This is a genomic window from Bacteroides mediterraneensis, from assembly GCF_900128455.1.
GTDB lineage: Bacteria > Bacteroidota > Bacteroidia > Bacteroidales > Bacteroidaceae > Phocaeicola > Phocaeicola mediterraneensis.
In genome coordinates this window covers 871,603-891,838 of the sequence record NZ_LT635783.1, presented here as the reverse complement: position 1 = coordinate 891,838, position 20,236 = coordinate 871,603, and the positions used below count along the sequence as shown (strand labels likewise).

14 protein-coding genes, 2 tRNA genes and 1 pseudogene are annotated in these 20,236 nt (G+C 44.9%); 7 read left to right on the top strand and 10 right to left on the bottom strand.

The window, feature by feature from the left end:
• Window positions 1-13: 13 nt before the first annotated feature.
• From BQ7480_RS03570 to BQ7480_RS03560, 3 genes and pseudogenes are all read right to left on the bottom strand, one after another.
• Window positions 14-3,217, bottom strand: coding sequence for a SusC/RagA family TonB-linked outer membrane protein (locus BQ7480_RS03570; protein ID WP_072541751.1), 3,204 nt, complete (start codon window positions 3,215-3,217; stop codon window positions 14-16).
• A 629-nt stretch (window positions 3,218-3,846) separates the two neighbouring features.
• A pseudogene (locus BQ7480_RS17675) lies at window positions 3,847-3,987 on the bottom strand (acyltransferase family protein); the annotation flags it as partial.
• A gap of 326 nt (window positions 3,988-4,313) precedes the next feature.
• Window positions 4,314-5,693: an MATE family efflux transporter gene (locus BQ7480_RS03560; protein ID WP_072541749.1), complete on the bottom strand. Its 1,380-nt coding sequence runs from the start codon at window positions 5,691-5,693 to the stop codon at window positions 4,314-4,316.
• 566 nt (window positions 5,694-6,259) lie between these two features.
• Between BQ7480_RS03560 and BQ7480_RS03555 the strand changes: the two genes are divergently transcribed.
• The 3 genes from BQ7480_RS03555 to BQ7480_RS03545 are packed head-to-tail and all read left to right on the top strand — an operon-like array spanning window position 6,260 to window position 9,819.
• Window positions 6,260-8,260: an AAA family ATPase gene (locus BQ7480_RS03555; protein WP_072541748.1), complete on the top strand. Its 2,001-nt coding sequence runs from the start codon at window positions 6,260-6,262 to the stop codon at window positions 8,258-8,260.
• Window positions 8,261-8,310: 50 nt separating this feature from the next.
• Entirely contained in the window at window positions 8,311-8,922 is a 612-nt protein-coding gene (locus BQ7480_RS03550) for an L-threonylcarbamoyladenylate synthase (protein WP_022354488.1), read from the top strand.
• Between the two features lie 30 nt (window positions 8,923-8,952).
• Window positions 8,953-9,819 carry a mechanosensitive ion channel family protein gene (locus tag BQ7480_RS03545; protein WP_072541747.1) on the top strand — a complete coding sequence of 289 codons (867 nt, stop codon included), beginning with the start codon at window positions 8,953-8,955 and terminating at the stop codon, window positions 9,817-9,819.
• 100 nt (window positions 9,820-9,919) lie between these two features.
• On the opposite strand, the gene BQ7480_RS03540 is transcribed toward BQ7480_RS03545, so the two are convergent.
• The 5 genes from BQ7480_RS03540 to BQ7480_RS03520 all read right to left on the bottom strand — a co-directional run bounded on the left by BQ7480_RS03540 (window position 9,920) and on the right by BQ7480_RS03520 (window position 13,771).
• A complete protein-coding gene (locus tag BQ7480_RS03540) occupies window positions 9,920-11,110 on the bottom strand; it encodes an FprA family A-type flavoprotein (RefSeq protein ID WP_072541746.1) in 1,191 nt (396 codons plus the stop codon).
• 34 nt (window positions 11,111-11,144) lie between these two features.
• Complete coding sequence (locus BQ7480_RS03535) at window positions 11,145-12,080, bottom strand: tRNA modification radical SAM protein MnmL/YtqA (RefSeq protein ID WP_072541745.1); 936 nt, start codon at window positions 12,078-12,080, stop codon at window positions 11,145-11,147.
• A 166-nt stretch (window positions 12,081-12,246) separates the two neighbouring features.
• A complete protein-coding gene (locus BQ7480_RS03530) occupies window positions 12,247-13,389 on the bottom strand; it encodes an OmpA family protein (protein WP_072541744.1) in 1,143 nt (380 codons plus the stop codon).
• Between the two features lie 198 nt (window positions 13,390-13,587).
• Window positions 13,588-13,658: transfer RNA gene (locus BQ7480_RS03525), tRNA-Gln, on the bottom strand.
• Between the two features lie 42 nt (window positions 13,659-13,700).
• A tRNA-Gln gene (locus BQ7480_RS03520) sits at window positions 13,701-13,771 on the bottom strand.
• A gap of 223 nt (window positions 13,772-13,994) precedes the next feature.
• Here BQ7480_RS03520 and rsfS point away from each other — a divergent pair.
• Genes rsfS through BQ7480_RS03505 form a run of 3 tightly spaced genes read left to right on the top strand, consistent with a single transcriptional unit; the run spans window position 13,995 to window position 17,308 of the window.
• Entirely contained in the window at window positions 13,995-14,354 is a 360-nt protein-coding gene (gene rsfS / locus BQ7480_RS03515) for a ribosome silencing factor (protein WP_072541743.1), read from the top strand.
• A gap of 20 nt (window positions 14,355-14,374) precedes the next feature.
• Entirely contained in the window at window positions 14,375-16,429 is a 2,055-nt protein-coding gene (ftsH, locus tag BQ7480_RS03510) for an ATP-dependent zinc metalloprotease FtsH (RefSeq protein ID WP_072541742.1), read from the top strand.
• A gap of 33 nt (window positions 16,430-16,462) precedes the next feature.
• Window positions 16,463-17,308: a phosphatidate cytidylyltransferase gene (locus BQ7480_RS03505; protein WP_072541741.1), complete on the top strand. Its 846-nt coding sequence runs from the start codon at window positions 16,463-16,465 to the stop codon at window positions 17,306-17,308.
• A 23-nt stretch (window positions 17,309-17,331) separates the two neighbouring features.
• Here the strand turns inward: BQ7480_RS03505 and lpxB are convergent, their stop codons facing one another.
• Window positions 17,332-18,483, bottom strand: a complete 1,152-nt coding sequence (gene lpxB, locus BQ7480_RS03500) for a lipid-A-disaccharide synthase (RefSeq protein WP_072541740.1) — start codon at window positions 18,481-18,483, stop codon at window positions 17,332-17,334.
• A complete protein-coding gene (gene surE / locus BQ7480_RS03495) occupies window positions 18,480-19,253 on the bottom strand; it encodes a 5'/3'-nucleotidase SurE (protein ID WP_072541739.1) in 774 nt (257 codons plus the stop codon). The genes lpxB and surE overlap by 4 nt, the downstream gene beginning before the upstream one ends.
• A gap of 212 nt (window positions 19,254-19,465) precedes the next feature.
• On the opposite strand from surE, the gene BQ7480_RS03490 reads away from it, so the two are divergent.
• Entirely contained in the window at window positions 19,466-20,233 is a 768-nt protein-coding gene (locus BQ7480_RS03490) for a ParA family protein (RefSeq protein ID WP_072541738.1), read from the top strand.
• Window positions 20,234-20,236 lie beyond the last annotated feature (3 nt).

Sequence of the window (20,236 nt, the reverse complement as noted above, 5' to 3'; positions counted from 1 at the left end):
ATATATATCTTATTTAAAAGTTAATACTAAGACCTGTTGATAATGTACGCGTCAACGGATAGTTGGCCATACCTCCGAAATCAGAGTTATTTCCTAAAGTTTCAGGATCAATACCATCTGGCAAACCTGTAATCGTGAACAAGTTCTCAGCAGAGAAGAAGATTCTTAGTTTTGAGATTCCTACTTTCTGAGTTAAGCTGGAAGGCAAGGTGTAACCTATCTGGAAGTTCTTCAAACGAACGTAAGCTGCATTTTCAATATAAGCAGTTTGCGTCTGTCTGTTTTTGTTAGAAGAGGTAAGTCTCGGGAATCTTGCATCCAGATTTTCTCCTAACCAATCATCACCAACCGGACGGTAGAAGTCCATATTGTTTTCAAAGGCTGCAGAGTTCCACACACCACCTGCATTACCCCAATATACAATATGGTTTGCAGCAAAAGCCCAATCTCTCTTAGCAACTCCCTGGAAGAAGAGTCTTACATCGAATCCCTTCCATGAAGCATCCAAATCCAAACCAAACTTAAAGCGAGGAGTGGAATTACCCAACAGACGCTTATCACCCAAATCGTCCATTGTATTACCATTAGTTACCTTACCATCACCATTCAAGTCTGCATACATTACATCACCCGCAAGCCATGTACCTGCATCAATTGCACTTTGATCTACTTTTGCAAGATGTGCATCCATTTCTTCCTGAGTCTTTGCAATACCGACTGTAGTCAGACCCCAGATTTCATTCAGGTACTGTCCCTCACGCCAAGTCTGGAAAGAACCACTTTCATTCGGATATTTCAAAACCTTCTGACGGTCATCAGACAGCAAGGCGCGGATACCATAATTAAATCCATTAATCTGATCTCTCCAAGACAAATCCAATTCGAAACCTGTAGACCGCATATCCGCATTATTTACTTTCGGAACAGCTGTACCCAAAGTGACAGGCAATTCAGGAGCAGGACCCACCATATCGAAAGTAGTTCGAACGAAGTAGTCAAAACTCATGTTCAATCTGTTGTTGAACATACCAAGGTCGAATCCGACGTTCCATGAACTCATGGTTTCCCATGTCAACAGTGCAGAAATCAAGCTCGGAGCAGTTGAACCATTGTAACGTGCTCCATTGATCAGCCATGTATTCTGAGTTGTATTGGTCACAGGATAGAACGGCATGGTCTGTATATAAGGATACAAGCTCACTGTATTCTGGTTTCCTAACTGACCCCAAGATCCTCTAAATTTCAACGTATTGATTACATCCTGGTATTTTTCCATGAACTCTTCACGAGCCACATTCCAACCCACAGAGAATGACGGGAATAAATTCCAACGTTTATCGGCTGCAAATCGTGAAGTACCATCGTATCTCAAGTTTACTTCCGCAAGGTATCTTTCAGCATAATTGTAATTGATACGTCCAAAGAAACCGGCAGTTGCCCAATGGTTCTTTTGCCCATAAGCATATTCCTTACCCGTAGCCACATTGATAACCGGCATGCTTTCCGTAATAAGGTCTTCCTTCTTAGCTCCTACCATGGTATATTTGTTAAGTTCTGCCTGGAAACCCACCATGCCCTTCAACGTATGATTATTCCATTGATGTGTGTATTCAGAATAGATATTCGTATTGAAGAAATTGGTTCTTTCAGAATAAGAGTAAATGCTATTCTTCTGTCCAGCTTCATAATACACGTTTCCATTGATATCATACTTGGTAAGCTTGTTGCGAGCCTCATCACGCATGGTGTTGATGGTCTTATAGTTCAATTCAATGAAAGTTCTCCAATTTTTAATCGGCTCCAGTTCCAACTGCAATTGCTGTGTAACCCAGTCAGTCTGTGTTACATTATTTCCACCCCACATCAAATTTTTAGTCAACTCTGTCAAATAAAGTCCATTCGGGTCAAGCACCGGCTGAGTCGGCCAACGACGTGCAGTATTGTAGAAGAACAAGTTATCATCCAAATTATAAGGCTGGTCAAGGTCTCTACGCATAAATTTCATATTATAATTGGCCTTCAACCAAGGAGTAAGCTGTGCATTGATTTTTCCATTTACCGTGTAACGATGCATATTTTCATCACCATATCTTACCACACCATTTTGGGTAAAATAATTGGCTGACATAAAATACTGTACTTTTTCACTACCACCGGTTACGCTCAATGAATGTTCTTGCTGGAATCCTGTTCCACCAAAAATTTCGTCCAACCAATCAACGTTGGCATTACCTCTCCAGTCCCAAATGGTCGGAGTGCTCTCATCGGGCACAGTTGTTTGCGTAAAAGTACCCAACTGATAATCCTTAATTCGCTGAAGGTGTTCTTCCTTAAAATTCGGTGTGTTATTGTCATTAATGGCAATCTGGTTTATGAATTTCGCGTAGTTATACGAATCTACCATTTTAGGCATATTAATGGCAGTAGACCAGCTGAAGTTATTGTTGTAATTGATATTAACTCTACCCGCCTTACCTTTTTTAGTAGTTACAAGAATCACACCATAAGGAGCTCGCGAACCATAGATTGAAGATGCTGCAGCATCTTTCAACACAGAGATATTTTCAATATCATTGGGATTCAACATGTTAATATCTCCTTCCATACCATCAATCAAGATAAGCGGAGAAGCATTGGATACGTTTGAATCCAGTGTACCTGTACCACGGACATTGATACTCATGGTGTTACCAACCTTACCACCACCTTTTCCATAACTGAAGTTCATACCGGGAACCAAACCCTGCATAGCCTGTGTCACATTGGCTACAGGACGTGAAGTCAATTCATCGGCATTTACCGTTGAAACGGAACCTGTAAGGTTTACTTTCTTCTGTGTACCGAAACCAACTACAACTACTTCGTCCAACACCTGTGAATCATCTTTCAATTCTATTGTCAGAGGTTCTCCATTCCATACAACCTCTGCCGTCTGATACCCAACAAAAGAAATCTGAATCGTTGCACCTTTTTTTACATTAGAAAGTTCAAAATCTCCATCTAATCCGGTAATTGTACCATTAGTTGTTCCTTTGACAACTACAGATGCACCAATGACGGTTTCACCGTTTGCATCCTTCACAATACCTTTACATACATTATTTTGCTGAACAACATTTGTTCCTGCCACACTCGTCTCGAATGCAGCATGCGTCAATCCTGTACTCATAGAACCGAGTAACAGCATCATACTGACTGTTTTGAAGTTTTTTATCATAAGTATTATACTTAAAGTGGGATTTATAAAACTTAGGCTCCACGACTATTTAGCCTATTATTTGTGCTTTTCTATCTATTTCATGTGTCTTTTTATAATATTAGTGATATTTAAGGTATAGCTATCTTAACATGATAGTTCTATTGTTTGCAAATATACATATATTTTTTCAATATCAAAATTCATAAATATATATTTATTTATAAAAACCATTTTTGGTAATTATATCAATACAAAATCCGTCAATATACACTAATTTAATTTTTAGCTTTCCATAATGCAAATTATTCTTTTGCAGCAGGTTATATAGTTATTTTTTTTTATTTTCAATTTTCACTACAAAAAAAGAGTATACACAAGAATTAATTTCCCCTTGTTACATACAACACTCATTTGACGTAAATTCTTTTAAACCTCATAGCCAATTTAAAAATCCACAACGATAATGCCGTCCCACCGTAAAATTAATAGACATGTAAGAATAAACCTTTGAACAACATTTGTTGACATTAAAAAGAAGTAGTGCACGAAAATACCCCACAAGCTTGCAGGCTTCTAACTGCATGAAGACCATTACTCATACAAAAAACAACACACATGATTAATCTCACAACATGAAATCAACCCTATACTCTAATCAATCTAACATTTGAAAAACCCTTCAAAATCAGATTCTTCTTCCATCGGTCGTCGTAAGCATAGCCGATGACAAAGTCCGAAAGTATAAAGAAAAAGTCTATAGCCCAATACCCGTGGTTGATGACCGCGATGAGGGTAAAAGCAGAGGACAAAATTGGATGATTCATATTCTGTATGAGTATGGTACGCATTTATAATTATCCAACTTCACATTTTCCTCATTTCATCCGATTATTTTTCCACAATCCCATTTATCAAATCAAACACCCGCAAGAATAACTGTAAATGCCCCTTTATATTCTCTGTTCCACACTTCGGGATTTGTATTTCACAGTGTGAAATATGTATTCCACACTGTGGTTTTTGTATCCCACACTGTGGGACAGAGAATCTTCCTATACATTTTATTCTTTATCTGCTTGTGTTTCAATGAATTTACCCTATCATTCCACTAAATCTATTTTTTCAAGGGAATCGGGGCCTTGCGGAGTATCTTCGGGAACTGCCAGAAGAAGAGCAGGGTGCAGCAGATGGCAGCTGTGGCATCTGAAACGGCCTCAGACAGAAACACGCCTTCCACATTGAAGAAACGAGGCAGCACCAAGGCAAGAGGTACCAGCAAAATGACCTTACGGAGCAAGGCGATAAAAATGGAAATCCGGGCTTGGCCAAGGGCGACAAACATGTTCTGACAGGCACGTTGCAGGCCGAAAATGGTCATTCCGGCAAGGAAAATCGGCAACACATGCTCCACGGTGGCAATCAATTCGCGGTCGCTCGTAAAGGCAGAAGCCACTACGGACGGGAAACAAATCATCAGCAGCATCAGGACGAAATTGAAGGAGAACATCACTGTCAGCACAATCCGGAAACAGTCTTTCACCCGCTGCCGGTCGCCATGCCCGTAGTTGTAACTGGCCACCGGCACAAAACCTTGGGCAAAGCCAGTGAGCGGCACGCTGACCAGTTGCATGGCACTTTGCAGGATAGCCAAAGCACCTACATAAATATCGCCAAATTTCTCCAGACTGCCGTTCAGTACAAAGCCTACCAGACTTTCCGTACTGGCCATGATGAAAGGAGATACGCCCAAGGCCAGCATACCGCCCACAATGCGGCGGTCGAACTTCAAGTAGCGTTTTTCCAAACGCAGGGAAGCCCGGTCGGAACACAGGAAACCCAAAACCCAGCAGGCACTGCAGGCCTGTGAGAGGATGGTGGCCAGTGCCGCTCCCTTCACACCCATGTCGAACCAGAAGATGAAAATCGGGTCGAGCACGATATTCAGCAAAGCTCCAATCAGCACAGAATACATGGCGATGCTGGGACGTCCCTGTGAATTGATGAAGGTATTGAGTCCGGTGGAGACTTCTACGAACAGCGTACCCAGCAAATACACCGAAAGATAATCTTCGGCATAAGGGAGCGTAACGGCAGAAGCTCCTGCAAACTTCAGGATGGGCTCCATGCACAGATAAGACACCAGCGAAGTGAGAACGGTAAACAGTATCAGCAGCATGAAACCGTTGCCCAGAATCTTTCCCGCACGCACCCGGTCGCCCTGTCCCAACGCCATGGCAGCCAGCGGGGCTCCTCCGGCCCCCACAATGGCCGAAAATGAGGAAATCAGGATAACGAGGGAAGTAGTCACTCCCACTCCCGCCAGCGCATTCGTCCCGATTTCGGGGATGTGCCCGATGTAAATGCGATCTACTATATTATATAGGAGATTGACAAACTGTGCGGCCACCGCCGGCAACGCCATTTTGAAAATAAGGGGAAGCATCCGTTCTGTCCCCAGGCGTTCTTCGTATTGCTTATTGATTCTTACTGTCATAAATCTTCCAAAAACGAAAGCAAAGTTACAAGTTTTTCGGGAGAGAAGGAGAAGAATGTAACCGAAAAGCCCTAATTCTACCCTCGGATTTGATTTACATCAACAAATTGGACCTTTATTTGAAAAACATGCTATAAAACATGTTTCGTAAGAAAGAAAGCCCTATCTTTGTGGTGTAAAAAGAAAAGGGCAATAAGAAAGAGGCCCACAAAAAGTTTTCATAGGTAATTATAAATTAGGTAACAAGTACAACAAAGGCCAGCTGGGAAGCCCGCCAGAAGATTTAATTAAACTAACTAAAAAAAGAAAGGGTAACAATTATGAAAAAGGTAAAAAACATTTTCCACAAGATTGCCAATGCAGATCCAATGATCTGGGGCTATGTAATGCTGAGTGATGACAGACGCAAATAAACAGGCGTCGCTGACAAGTTCAGCATTTGAAGAATGAATCTGATAAATGCCGAAAGGCTTCTCGTAAATATTCTGACGAAAAAGCGGTTGGATTTCCAACCGCTTTTTTTATTACCCTTTTGTTTGTATCTTTGCTTCTAAAAACCACAACCCATGACTCCGACCCTGATAGATACCGACAATCCCGAATTTCAGAATGCCCTGAAGCTTATCCAGTACACCCACCAGTCGGTCTTTCTGACCGGAAAAGCGGGTACGGGTAAGTCCACTTTCCTGAAATACGTCTGCCAGCATACCAAAAAGAAATATGTGGTGCTGGCTCCTACGGGCATTGCGGCCATCAATGCGGGCGGAAGCACCCTGCACAGCTTTTTCAAGCTCCCGTTTCATCCGCTTCTGCCAGACGACCCGAAGTTTCAGGGACGGAAACTGAAAGATTTCCTGAAATATTCGGTCGACCACCGGAAACTGATTCAGCACATCGAACTCATCATCATCGACGAGATTTCCATGGTACGGGCCGACATCATCGACTTTATTGACAAGGTGCTGCGCACCTACTCGCACAACCTGCGTGAACCGTTCGGCGGGAAACAGCTGTTGCTGGTGGGCGACGTGTTCCAGCTGGAGCCGGTGGTGAAAAGTGACGAACGGGAGATTCTGAACCGTTTCTACCCGAACCCGTATTTCTTCTCGGCCAAGGTGTTTCAGGAAATGGAACTGGTATCGATTGAGCTGACCAAGGTGTACCGACAGACCGACAAGGTGTTTGTCAGCGTACTCGACCATATCCGGACCAATACCGCCGGAGCCGCCGACCTGCAACTGCTGAACACCCGTTACACCCCGACACCTCCCTGCCCGGAAGAGAACGACCTCTACATCACCCTGGCCACCCGCCGGGACAACGTGGACTACATCAACGAAAAAAAACTGGAAGAACTGCCGGGCGACCCGGTCACACTGAAAGGCGAAATACACGGAGAATTTCCCGAAAGCAGCCTTCCCACTCTCATGGAACTGGTCATCAAACCGGGCGCACAGGTGATTTTCATCAAGAACGACCAGGAAAAACGCTGGGTGAACGGTACCATCGGCACCGTGTCGGGACTCTCGGCGGATGGCATTATCTACGTGGTGACGGAAGACGGCAGCGAGTTCGACGTGCATAAGGAAAGCTGGAGCAACATCCGCTACCACTACAACGAAACGGAAAAAAAGATAGAGGAAGAAGAACTGGGCACTTTTACCCAATATCCCATCCGGCTGGCCTGGGCCATCACCGTACACAAGAGCCAGGGACTCACATTCAACCGGGTAATCATCGACTTCACGGGAGGGGTATTTGCCGGTGGACAGGCGTACGTGGCCCTGAGCCGCTGCACCTCGCTCGAAGGTATCCAGCTGAAACGCCGCATCTCACCGGCCGATGTGTTTGTCCGCCCGGAAATCGTCAGCTTTGCCCAGCGTTTCAACGACAACCAGACCTTTGAACGGGCCATGAAACAGGCACAGGCCGACATCCAGTACGTGGCAGCCGTGAAAGCCTTCGACAAAGGACAGTTTGCGGAATTTCTGGAAGCCTTCTTCAAGGCCATCCACAACCGATACGACATTGAGAAACCACTTATACAACGGTTTATCCGCCGGAAACTGGGTCTTATCAACCGGCTCAAAGAAGAAAACCGACAGCTTAAAGAACAGATGCAGCAGCAACGGCAGAACCTGCAGAAGTATGCCCGCGAATACTACCTGATGGGCAACGAGTGCATCACCAAAGCACACGACCCGCGGGCGGCACAAGCCAACTACGACAAGGCACTGGAACTGTATCCGGAGTATGTGGATGCCTGGGTACGCAAGGGAGTGACCTTCTTCGACGAAGACCGGATGGAAGAAGCGGAAGAATGTCTGAATCGGGCCGTACAGCTTCGCCCACAGGACTTCAAGGCGGTATACAACCGTGGAAAACTCCGGCTGCTGACCGGAAAAACGGAAGATGCCCTGACCGACCTGGACAAGGCGACCAGCTTGAAACCCCAGCATGCGGGAGCACATGAATATTTTGCCGAGGCACTCGAAAAAAGCGGAAAAGAAATAGAAGCAGCCATCCATTATCGAATTGCGGAAGAACTACGGAAGAAAAAGAAATAAATTTCTTATTTTTGCGATTCACGAGGTCTCATCATTCGTGAATAAACGTCATGATACTGAAATTATATCCCAAGAACAACCGACCGGAAGACTTGCAGCGGGTGGTAGACCTGCTGAACGACGGCGGCATCCTTATCTATCCCACCGACACAGTGTATGCCATCGGGTGTCATGCCTTGAAAGAACGGCCTATCGAACGTATCTGCAAACTGAAAAATATCGACCCGCGCAAGCACAACCTGTCCATCATCTGCTACGACCTGAGCAACATCAGTGAATATGCACAGGTGAGCAACGCCACTTTCAAGCTGATGAAACGCAACCTGCCCGGTCCGTTCACCTTCATTCTGAACGCCAACAGCCGACTGCCCAAGATTTTCCGCAACCGAAAAGAAGTGGGTATCCGTGTGCCCGACAACGCTATCATCCGCGAAATCTGCCGTCTGCTCGACGCCCCAATCCTGACCACTACCCTTCCGTTGGAAAAGGGAGAAGACATCGAATACATCACCGACCCGGAACTGATTGAGGAAAAATTCGGAAGTGTGACCGACCTGATTATCGACGGAGGGACAGGAGGCATTGAACCTTCTACCGTGATAAATTGTTGTGAAGATGTACCTGAAATTGTCAGAGAGGGAAAAGGTATATTGAAGGAATAAATAACTGTATTATTAATTAATCATTAAATCATGTTACTTACATTATTACAAGCAACTGCACAGGCAGGCAAGGCAGCTTCCAAAATCAATGTGGAACAGATTCTGGACAAACTGCTCAACTGGGGGATTGAAGTGGGAAAAGACATTCTGGCGGCCATCATCATCTACATTGTAGGCCGCTTCATCATCAAGCAAATCGGACGACTGGTCAGCAAGATTCTGGAGAAAAGGAAACTGGAAATCAGTGTGCAGACTTTCCTGAAAAGTCTGCTCAACATCCTACTGAATCTGATTCTGGCATTTGCCATCGTGAGCAAACTGGGAGTAGAAACCACGAGCTTCGCCGCCATCCTGGCCTCTGCTGGTGTGGCTATCGGTATGGCTCTTTCAGGAAATCTGTCTAACTTCGCCGGCGGACTGATTATTCTGGTATTCAAGCCGTTCAAGGTGGGCGACTACATTGACGGACAGAATGCCAGCGGAACGGTCAAAGAAATCCAGATTTTCCATACCATTCTGGCTACAACTGACAACCGTATCATTTACGTGCCTAACGGCGCATTGAGCAGCAACGCCATCACCAACTACAGCAAACAGGAAATGCGCCGTGCGGAATGGGTGTTCGGTGTGGAATATGGAGAAGACTTTGAGAAAGTAAAAGCCGTACTGGAACGCATCATTGCGGCAGACACCCGTATCCTGACCACCCCTGCTCCTTTCATCGGACTGGGTGCCTTGTCGGCCAGCAGCGTGGATATCAAAGTACGCGTCTGGACCAAGACCGAAAACTACTGGGACGTATATTTCGACATGAACAAAATCGTGTATGACACCTTCAACAAGGAAGGCATCGGATTCCCGTTCCCGCAGCTGACGGTACATCAGGCAAAAGACTAAGCATCGGACAGATGCACTGCATAAAAAAATCTTCCACCAAAGGAATCACCTCAGTGGAAGATTTTTTTATATCCTATTTTCTAACAGGAAATTCGCTTTCTTATTTCCGGTCAGCTTTCAGACGATCGGCCATGGCCTTTGCCAATTCTTTTGCTTGTGCATAGTTGTCTGTCTTCATGCTCTGCTTCATTTCAATCGGGTTACCTACCACTTCGAATTTCAGCTTCTCTGTGAATTCACCCAGTTTCTTCACAGCTGCACTGGCCCAAGTGAATGAGCCAAAGTAACCAAACAGACGGTTCTTCATTTCACGGGCAGCCACCTTGTTGAGCAAGGACTCCATCTCAGGATACAGCTGCATGTTGTAAGTCGTACAACCGGCAATCAGTCCTTTGTACTTGAAGATATCGGCCAGGATGTAAGAATGAGGCGTATGAGATACATTGTGCAGCACAATGTTCTTGATACCTTGTGCACTCAATTCTTCCGCAATGGTTTCAGCCAGTTCTTCCGTGTTGCCATACATCGTACCGTAAGCTATCACCACTCCTTCTTCACCTTCATAGCGGCTCATCTTGTCGTACATGTCTACCACCTTCGGAATATATTCTTCCCATACCGGTCCGTGTGTCGGGCAAATCATCTTGATAGGCAGTCCACTGCATTTCTGCAAAGCTCTCTGCACCGGATTACCGAATTTACCTACAATGTTGGCATAGTAACGGCGCATTTCGTTCCAATAGATATCGGTATTGATGTTGCGGTCGATGCAACCTCCGTTCAAGGCCCCGAAACATCCGAAGGCATCGCCAGAGAACAGAATTCCTTCCGTTTCATCGAATGTGACCATCGTTTCCGGCCAGTGAACCATCGGCACCAGATAGAAACGCAGGTTGTGGTGTCCGAGTTTCAGGAAATCGCCGTCTCCCACTACGTAACGTTCACCTGTCACGCCATAGTATCCTTCTACCATGTCGAAAGTCTTCTTGTTTCCTACCAGCACAATTTCAGGATAGTATTTCTTAATCAATGCGATAGAACCTGAGTGGTCTGGTTCCATGTGGTTTATAATCAAATAATTGATTTTACGGTCGCCGATGATGCTGCGGATTTTCTTGATATAAACTTCAAAGAAAGCAACGTCTACCGTATCCACCAGTGCCACCATATCGTCATCTGCAATCAGATAAGAGTTATAAGATACGCCGTACGGCAGTGGCCACAAATTCTCAAACAATGCTTTTGTGCGGTCGTTCACACCGACATAATGAACTTTACCTTTAATTTCCATTGATATCCTATTAATTTAAAATACTATATTGTTTTTATTCTTTTTCTCTCTCATAAAGCTTACCTTGCCAAGTATCCCTTTCCTGCAGACGACGCTTCATGCGGACGGCAAACTCATAGTTCTTGATTCCCCAGTCGGGAGCAATCAGCAATTCCTTGGGTGATTGCGACACAAAACGTTCCAATACCAAATCGGGACGCACACGCTCCAGATAATCAATCACAAGGTCAATATATTCGTCTACCTCATACAGATGGAATTCCTCGGGATGCAACTCATACTCACGGGCCATACGTGTGCCGCGCACCAATTGCAACTGATGCATCTTCAACGTTGTAAGAGGCAGTTCCGATACTTGTGCAGCCTGACGGATGATGGCCTCGTGATCTTCATCCGGAAGGCCCAGAATGACATGCCCCCCCACACGAATACCCCTTGCCGCCGTACGTTCCACGGCATCCACCGTGCATTCAAACGTATGTCCACGGTTAATGCGCTGCAAAGTCTGGTTGTCCGTACTTTCAATACCGTATTCCACCAGCAGGAAAGTCCGACGATTCAGTTCTTCCAGGTAATCCAGCAATTCATCGGGCATACAGTCCGGACGGGTACCTATCACCAGTCCGACAACCCCTTCCACCCGAAGGGCATCCTCGTACATCTGCCGCAGCTTCTCCAGTTCCGCATAGGTATTGGTATAAGCCTGAAAATAAGCAAGGTATCTCATCTCCGGATACTTCCGTGCAAAAAAGGCCTTTCCTTCTTCCAGCTGCTCCGTTACCGACTTGTCCGTCCGGCAATAGGCAGGATTAAACGTCTGATTATTGCAATAGGTACATCCTCCATATCCTTTTACTCCATCCCTGTTCGGACAGGTAAATCCCACATTCAGGGAAATCTTCTGCACCTTGAATGGGAAATGAAGCGCCAGAAACTTGGCAAAATCATTGTATCGTGTACGTTCTTCCATGATTTTACAAATTCGGGGACAAAGATAATGCTTTTCAGCCACTTTTCCCACAATTCATAAATACAAGAAATGCAAAAACCTCCCTACCACGGATAAAACGCAAAAAAGGCTGTCACAGCTTTACCTGCAACAGCCTTCAGACTACATTATTTCAATTTAAAAAGAATTATTCCGCTTCATTCAATGTCGCAATACTTACACGGTTCCAGTCCGGTTCAGAGAACATATCACCTACTCCCTGACCTTCAGCAGTGATACGTGAAGCACTGATTTTGTACTTACTGATCAGCATGTTCTTCACGGCTTCCGCACGCTGATTGGCCACACGTGCATTGACTTCCGCACTACCTTCCGGAGAAGCATATCCCTTGATTACAACTGTACTCTTCGGATTGTTCTTCATATAAGTAGCAATACGTTCTACATTCGGAATCTGGTCTGCGCTGATGGCAGTCTTTCCCTGACGGAAAGTAATCACTGATTCCAATGACTTGGAATGGGTGTTCTGAACGATTGTTTCAACCTGCTTAGGTGCATTCTTCAAATCGGTCAGTTCTTTTGCCAGACGGGCATTCTCAGCTTCTTTCGCATTCAAAGCTTCCTCCTTACGGGCATTTTCAGCACGCAACGCATTGATAGATTCATTCAACGCATCAACTTCTGCCTGATTATAAGGTTTCTGGATAGTCATGTAATGCTTACCGTTGCTGCTAGCAAAATGGTAAGTCACACCTGCCAAGATTTCAATCTTCGACTTGTTGACATTCAGCAATTGTGCACGGTTACCATCCATTCTATAAACAATAGCCGGACGAACATTTACAGTCCATGCCTTTTGCTCACCCAAATTGAAGTTCAAGCTTGCACCGAAACGGCTTACCATATAAGAACGGTCATATCCATAACCCGAGTTCATGAAGTCATGTCCCCAGCCAAATCCGGCAATACCTTCCACTTCAAACAATCTCGGCTCACCGTTATACCCGAAGAACAGATTATTCAAGTTGATTTTACCCAATGCTCCCAAATTCAAATCATCGAAAGCCGTTCTACTCATTGAGGTATTGATACCCGTCAATCCTTCAAAAGATACAGCCAGAACCGGAGTAATCTGCTTACCCAGTTCAATACCTGTTTCCGCACGCATGTTACGCCAGAAAGCGGAATGAGCAGCAGGAGTTGTGACTCCACCTTTCACGCCCACATACCAATTGTCAAGAAAACGAGTTCCCTCGTACGCCTTTTGTGCATTTGCAGAAAGGCCCGTTACAGCCAAAGCTGCAGCTACTAAAATTGTTACCTTTTTCATTTTTTCATTCAAACTTTAATTAATCACATTTTTCAATCTCGATGTTTTAATAACTAGAATGTACTTTCAATTGTTTGCGAAATAAATATTATTAACATTTAAAGAGTACCTCAATAAAAGGTTACCATATATTCCCCTCTACAAATATAAAAAGTAAAAAACAAAAAAGGTGTTCTGAAAAATCAGAACACCTTTTTGTTGGGCTACTCGGATTCGAACCAAGAAAAACAGGACCAGAATCTGTTGTGTTACCATTACACCATAGCCCAATAGTGCTTTGTCTCCTCCGTGGAAACGCGGCAAAAAAGAAGTTGGGCTACTCGGATTCGAACCAAGAAAAACAGGACCAGAATCTGTTGTGTTACCATTACACCATAGCCCAAAATCGAAAGAACGATTGTCATCCTTTTTGTTTGACGGTGCAAAGGTACAACATTTTTGGAACATACAAAGCATTCGGGCATTTTTTTCTTCTCAAAAACATATTTTTCTTCTTTTTTCAGCTTCTTTCAGGCAAAAATTTTCTGATATACGGAAAAGCAAGTATATTTGCCCTACTTATTATATAAAGAACTTTATTTGTAAATATAGGAAGATTCAAAAGAATGAACGAAACAACAAATTTAATAGAAAAAATCACTGAAGGAATTCAAGAGAAAAAAGGGAAACAGATTGTCATTGTCGATTTAACTGAAATAGAAGATACCATCTGTAAATATTTTGTCATTTGCCAGGGAAATTCGCCCAGCCAAGTATTGGCCATCGTTGACTCTATCAAAGAACATGTCAGAAAAGAAACCGGAACCAAAGTATATGCCATAGACGGACAAAGAAATGCTCAATGGGTAGCTATGGATTACAGTGAGGTCATTGTGCATGTATTTTTACCGGAAGTACGGAATTTTTACAATCTGGAACATTTGTGGGCGGATGCCAAACTGACTCGCATTCCAGATTTAGACTAATATAATATAGGTATAGAATTATGAGTAACAATTCAAACAATAATAACAATAACAAGCCAAAAATCAACGTACCACGTTTCAGTCTGACGTGGCTTTACGTCATTATCGCCATGATTTTTGCTTTTCTTTATTTCTCTGGAGATGAAGGTAGCGCTACTAAAGAAGTGAACTACACGGAATTTCAGGAAATGGTTACCAAAGGATATGCAGATAAAATCGTGGCATACGATAACAATACAATCGAAATGTATATCAAACCGGAACACATAGTGGATGTCTTCAAGAAAGATGCCAGCAAAGTGGGAAGGAGTCCGGCCATTCACGTACAAATCGGTTCTATGGAAGCATTGGACAAATTTCTGGATGAACAACAAAAAGCTGGAACTTTCACCGGTTCTATACAATATGAAAAGAAAAGTGACTATTTCAGCCTGATTCTTTGGAACGTACTGCCTTTTGTCGTCCTTATTGCCATCTGGATGTTTGCTATGCGACGGATGGGAGGCGGCGGAGGTGCCGGCGGCTCATCGAACGTTTTCAATGTAGGCAGAAGCAAGGCGCAGCTCTTTGAAAAAGGTACCAACCGCATCACTTTCAAGGATGTAGCAGGACAGGCTGCAGCCAAACAGGAGGTGCAGGAAATTGTAGACTTCCTGAAACAACCGCAAAAATATACGGAACTGGGAGGTAAAATACCTAAAGGCGCTCTGCTGGTAGGCCCCCCGGGAACCGGTAAGACTTTGTTGGCCAAAGCTGTAGCCGGAGAAGCAGATGTTCCTTTCTTCTCTATCTCCGGTTCCGACTTTGTGGAAATGTTTGTCGGTGTAGGTGCATCCCGTGTGCGCGACCTGTTCCGCCAGGCAAAGGAAAAAGCCCCTTGTATCATTTTCATCGATGAAATTGATGCCGTAGGACGGGCCCGTGGCAAAAACCCGAGCATGGGAGGAAACGATGAACGCGAAAACACCCTGAACCAGTTGCTGACCGAGATGGACGGATTCGGTTCCAACAGTGGAGTCATCATTCTGGCTGCCACTAACCGTGTAGATATCTTGGATAAAGCCTTACTGCGTGCCGGGCGTTTTGACCGTCAGATTTACGTGGACCTGCCGGACTTGAACGAACGGAAGGAAGTATTCGGTGTACATTTGAGACCGTTGAAACTGGATGACTCTGTAGATGTAGATCTGCTGGCCCGCCAGACTCCGGGGTTCAGCGGAGCAGATATTGCAAATGTATGTAACGAAGCCGCTCTGATTGCCGCCCGTCACCAAAAGAAGAGTGTAGGTAAGGATGATTTCCTAGCCGCAATCGACCGTATTGTGGGCGGTTTGGAGAAGAAGACAAAAGTGATGACGGCAGCCGAAAAACGTGCCATTGCCCTGCATGAAGCGGGCCACGCCACAATTTCCTGGTTCTTGGAACATGCTAACCCGCTGATCAAGGTCACCATCGTACCGAGAGGCCGTGCATTGGGAGCAGCCTGGTATCTTCCGGAAGAACGCCAAATCACGACAAAGGAACAGATGCTGGACGAAATGTGCGCCACTTTGGGGGGACGTGCGGCTGAAGAACTCTTTATCGGCCATATTTCTACCGGTGCCATGAACGACTTGGAACGAGTGACCAAACAGGCATACGGCATGATTGCTTACGCCGGTATGAGCGACAAACTTCCCAACCTGTGTTATTACAACAGCAACGAAGACTATAGTTTCACCAAACCTTACAGTGAACATACTGCCGAACTCATTGACCAGGAAGTACAAAACATGATCAATGAGCAATACACACGGGCCAAGGAACTGTTGAAAGAACACAGTGAAGGACACAACCAACTGGCCCAATTGCTGATAGAACGAGAAGTCATCTTTGCAGAGGATGTGGAACGTATCTTTGGTAAACGTCCGTGGACTTCACGTTCGGAGGAAATCATGGCCGCCAACGAACAGACAGAAGCGACCAAACAGCTGGAGAACAAGCAGGAGACTTCTGAATCCGCAGAGCCCACGGAAGAAAAGCCGGAAGAAAAGCCTGCGACTGATGAGTCTCAACCTGCAGAAGGAGAAAAATAACCGCCAAGTTTATTGGGAAATACATAAAACACCGTGAAAAGCAATTTTATTCAACGCGCCATTACAGGAGTTATTTTTGTAGGTGTCCTCATAGGATGTATCCTGGGAGGGCCTATCTCTTTCTCCTTATTGTTCGCACTAATCACCGCACTGACCATCCATGAATTTGGAACCATTGTCAGCAAGCAGCCGGATGTGGAAATCAACAAACCCATCTGCATGCTGGCAGGTGTCTTCTTGTTCTTCGGATTCGCCTATCTGGGTGTGATGCCTGGACAGAGCGAAATTCTGATACCTTATTTGTTCCTCCTCATCTACCTGTTGGTAAGCGAATTGTACTTGAAGAAGAAAAACCCGCTGAACAATTGGGCATATACCATGATGAGTCAGGTATATATCGCCTTGTCATTTTCCATGTTGAACGTACTGGCTTATCACTCTGTGGGAGGCACATCGCCTTATCAGATACAATATAATCCGATATTGCCTTTATCCATCTTTATTTTTACTTGGATAAATGACACGGGAGCCTATTGTACAGGGATGTTGTTTGGAAAGCACCGTCTGTTTGAAAGAATCTCGCCCAAGAAATCGTGGGAAGGCTCCATCGGAGGAGGGGTATTCAGCATCAGTGCGGCCATTCTTATGGCACATTTCTTCCCCTTCATGTCGATAGGGGTATGGATTGGACTCGCCCTGACCGTTGTGGTATTCGGCACGTGGGGTGACCTGACAGAATCCTTACTGAAACGTACACTGGGAATAAAAGACTCTGGTAATATTCTTCCGGGGCATGGCGGAATGCTCGACCGGTTTGACAGCACGCTGATGGCAGTACCGGCAGCCGTCGTATATTTATATGTGATTTCTTTCTTTTAAATTCAAGAAGCAGGTCCTCAAAACTAGATTGAGGACCTGTGATATTTTTTCCACAACAGTTCGACCATTTGAGAGGCTGCCCTATCAGAAGCTCCTGCCTCACCCAAGATACCTGCCAGTATCTCATAGTCTTTCTGCATCGCCTTCCGACCGTCTCCTCCCGGAACAATCCGTGCCAATTCCGTTTTTACGTTTTCCACCGTCATCCCGTCGGCCACAAGCTCTGTCACGACCTCACGCCCTGCAATCAGATTCACCAACGAGATATATTTCACCTTCAAAATGTGTCTCCTCAGAAATGAAACCAGCTTTCCGGCAGCAGTATAATAGCATACGACCTGAGGCACACAGAACAAGGCTGTTTCCAGCGTAGCCGTCCCACTTGTCACCAAAGCCGCCGTAGCATGAGACAACAAATCATAGGTCTGTCCGAAAACAATTTCTGCATCTTTTCCCATGTAAGCCCGATAAAACTCAGGAGCAATACCGGGAGCCCCCGCAATCACAAACTGATATTCCGGGAATGCACGGGAAGCCTCTATCATCCGTGAAAGGTTATCCTTTATCTCCTGCTTCCGGCTACCGGCCAGCAAGGCTATAATCGGTTTACTGCCCAGGTTGTTGCGTGCCGTGAAATGAGAAAAATCTTCTGTATACGTCTGTTGAAAACGGTCAACCGCATCCACACACGGATTTCCCACATAATGAATCGGATAAGAGTGTTTTCGAAAGAACTCCAGCTCAAAAGGAAGAATGGAGAACAATTCGTCCACATCACGCTTGATATTTTTAATACGGTATTCCTTCCAAGCCCAGATTTTGGGAGAAATGTAATAAAATATCGGAATACGGGTATGCGCCTTGATATACTCGGCAATTTTCAAATTGAATCCCGGATAATCCACCAAAATCAATACATCCGGCTGCCAGCGGACAATATCTTTCTTACAATAATCCATATTCCGGAAAATAGTCCGCAAATGAAGCAAAACAGGAATGAACCCCATATAGGCCATATCTTTATAATGCTTCACCAAAGTACCTCCCGCTCCAGCCATCAAATCACCTCCGAAGAAGCGGAATTCCGCCTCCGGATCATGCTGCTGCAAGGATTTCATCAGATTGGAGGCATGCAAGTCGCCCGACGCTTCTCCAACAATCAAATAGTATTTCATAACTGAAGATTCCAGTGATTCAATTCTTCCTTCAACGCGTATGCGGTCACATCAATCTTTGTGGGGGTAATGGCCACATAACCATGATCAAGCGCCCAATGGTCCGTATCTTCCGCATCCGGCTCATTGTTTTTGTAAGAGCCTGTCAACCAGTAATAATAGCCTCCCCGTGGATGAACCGCCTTCACAAACTCGTTTGTCCATACTCCATCCGTCTGTCGGCAGATGCGTACTCCTTTCAGCTCTTTTACATTCGGGAAATTCACATTCAAACAACAACCGACAGGTAATCCATGTGCCAGCACTTCTTCCACAATCCGTTGTACGTAAGGGAAGGTAGGTGTGAAATCCGCTTCCGGATCGTGATTGCAGAGCGAAAAACCGACAGAGGGGATTCCTTTCAAACAACCTTCAATCACGACTCCCATGGTTCCTGAATAATGCACATTCACCGAAGAATTGTCTCCATGATTGATTCCCCCAATCACCATATCGGGCACCCGAGGAACCAACTCATGCAAAGCCAGCTTCACACAATCTACCGGTGTGCCAGTACAGCTATATAAAGTAAATCCCGGCTCAGAAATCAATTGCGTGCAACGAAGAGGATGTTCTGAAGTAATGGAACCGGAAGCTCCCGAACGGGGGCCCGAGGGAGCGACCACCATCAAATCGGCCATAGGACGCAATACTTTTATCAACTCCTGAATTCCTTTCGCAGCATAGCCGTCGTCGTTCGACAACAGCAGAAATGGTTTCTCTTTCATCATATTATCATTCAATCTTTTTATGAGTGTAAAGTTACAACAAATCTTAATCTTACCAAACCGGGCCACGCAATTAAGTAAAAATATATATCTTTGCCCGCGTGAAGTTATTAACAGATGAGGTGACTTTTCAACACTTTCCAAAAAGTCATGGAATTTTAATTGACACTGTCACCAATTATTCGTTACTTCGCAATCAGAATAAACTGATTAATATGGGAAAAATTATTGCTTTAGCCAATCAAAAAGGAGGAGTAGGTAAAACTACCACGACGATTAACTTGGCTGCATCTTTAGCTACTCTCGAGAAGAAAGTACTAGTGATTGACGCTGACCCCCAGGCAAATGCCTCATCCGGTCTAGGCGTGGACTTGAAAGACATCGACTGTTCAATCTACGAATGTTTAATCAATCAGGCAGACATCCGGGAAGCTATTTACACCACCGATATTGACGGATTAGACATCATACCTTCTCACATCGACCTGGTAGGTGCGGAAATTGAAATGCTCAACCTGGAGAACCGTGAGAAAATCATGCGACACGCACTGGAACCGATGAAAAACGAATACGACTACATATTAATAGACTGTTCGCCTTCGCTTGGACTGATTACCATCAATGCATTGACCGCTGCCGACTCGGTTATTATCCCGGTGCAATGTGAATATTTTGCTTTGGAAGGTATCAGCAAACTGTTGAACACCATCAAGATTATCAAGACCAAACTGAATCCTTCACTGGAAATTGAAGGATTTCTACTGACCATGTTTGACTCACGCCTGCGTCTGGCAAACCAGATTTACGACGAAGTGAAACGGCATTTTCAGGAATTGGTGTTCAAAACCATCATCCAGCGTAACGTCAAACTGAGTGAAGCTCCCAGCCACGGCATTCCGGCCATCCTTTATGATGCCGAATCCACCGGAGCAAAGAACCATTTGGCCTTGGCCAATGAAATTATAACACGAAATAGCAAATAAGCG